This window comes from Ideonella sp. P3_A4 (assembly GCF_056403075.1).
Window position 1 is genome coordinate 1 of sequence record NZ_JBFUGE010001035.1, and the last position, 1,432, is coordinate 1,432.

Consider the following 1,432-nt stretch of genomic DNA (forward strand, 5'->3'; position numbering starts at 1 on the left):
GGGGTTAGGCGGCCGTTTCATGGCGCGCGAGGCCCTCGGTGGAAGGGCCCCGAAGCCCTATGCAATTGCCCCAAGGGTCTTGGACTTGGCACATGGATTGGCCGTTCTCAATGACCATTGGGCCGCGGTACAAGCGTGCTCCGATGGCTTGGAAGTGTTTGAGCGACGCCTCGAAACTGGGTACTTGCCAGTAGACAACAGAACCGGAAGCACCAGAAGATACTTTGGCGTCTGACGGCACAAGCTCGAGGTTGACGCAGCCAAGGCAGAGATACTCGAAATCCGGATCGGGCACGCGTTTGCGGACCGCGTCAGGAAACGCGCGCTCGTACCAAGCGAAGGCTTCGGGGACGTTTCCTACATGGACCATGACGGCGGCGACGGTGTATTCGGGCATGGAGTGACTAGGACGCTTAACGTTCGACGTAAGGGGCGGCCCGCTGGCGGGACGTCCCCTTGACGGAGGGGTTAGGCCCTCGTGAGGAACCGAGCTGGAGACTTGGATTCATGACGATCTCTATCGACTTACCGCCAGCCTGGGCACTCCCCTGAAGGTGAACCACGCCACGCAGACGTTGGCAACGTTGATGGCTGTTTCCAACAGGATGTTCTGTGGGTTCATTCCTAAGAGGCAACCCGTGTAGCAACTGGTTGATTCAAGCAGCGTGAGATTCGCCGCTAGCAACAACGAGAACCAAAGAACGAAGGTGCCAACTCGTAGAGCCAGCGCGACCTTGTTGAAAGGGGGATTTGTCAGCGCGACAACTTGGGCTAGGAAGACCGCAAACACGCCGAATCCAGTTGCAATTGGGAGTAGAGCCGTCATGTCGTTGTCCTTGGCGACTGGGAGTTCGAGTCGAGCGGTGTGCCGTCCGATGGCCTATGAGTGGGGCTTAACGTTCGAGGTAAGGGGCGGCTTGCGCGTACGCGCAAGACGTCCCCTTGACTGAGTGGTTAGGCGCCGGTGARGCACCTACTGCTGCCCGCCACCCCCAGGCYGATGGGTGCRAAGGCCKTGAAGCAGCCGCGYGGGTGACCGGAGCGCGGCTATGCCGYACTGGGGTTGTGGCTGTTTCAGTTAGGCCATGCCCTGTGAACTCGGCCGGTGATGCGTGACTGGGCGCTGCAAGCTTCCCGTGGCAGAGATGGGGGACTGCAGGCACGGTTGCCAAAGAGCTACCCATGCCTGGAACTACCGGCGGGGATGCTTTTGCTCGAATGGCAGGCGAAAGTGGTGGCCAACATGTGACCAAGCCAGCAAGAAGACGGCTGGAGCAGTCACTATCCGTGCGCTGGCCGCCGGAGGACGGACAGCCAAAGCAGACGCCGGAGCGGGCACGCCTCTCACAAGAGCACTGGGCATCGAAACCGAAGCCATTAGCGGCAGGCATTGGCGGATGACGCTCCAAGTGACTCAAGCCTTCAACACGGG

The 1,432-nt window shown here is 60.3% G+C and carries 2 protein-coding genes; both read right to left on the reverse strand.

What is annotated here, in order from left to right; translation table 11 throughout:
- Nucleotides 1–4: 4 nt before the first annotated feature.
- Nucleotides 5–397 (reverse strand): VOC family protein, encoded by a 393-nt coding sequence (locus AC1DYI_RS35580; RefSeq protein WP_477208807.1) that lies wholly within the window; start codon nt 395–397, stop codon nt 5–7.
- Between the two features lie 120 nt (nt 398–517).
- On the reverse strand, nt 518–826 hold the full coding sequence (locus AC1DYI_RS35585; RefSeq protein WP_477208808.1) for a hypothetical protein: 309 nt from the start codon (nt 824–826) through the stop codon (nt 518–520).
- Between the last annotated feature and the right edge of the window lie 606 nt (nt 827–1,432).

Coding starts and splice junctions, on each gene's coding strand:
- AC1DYI_RS35580 (WP_477208807.1), bottom strand. CDS start 397: ATGCCCGAATACACCGTCGCCGCCGTCATGGTCCATGTAGGAAACGTC.
- AC1DYI_RS35585 (WP_477208808.1), bottom strand. CDS start 826: ATGACGGCTCTACTCCCAATTGCAACTGGATTCGGCGTGTTTGCGGTC.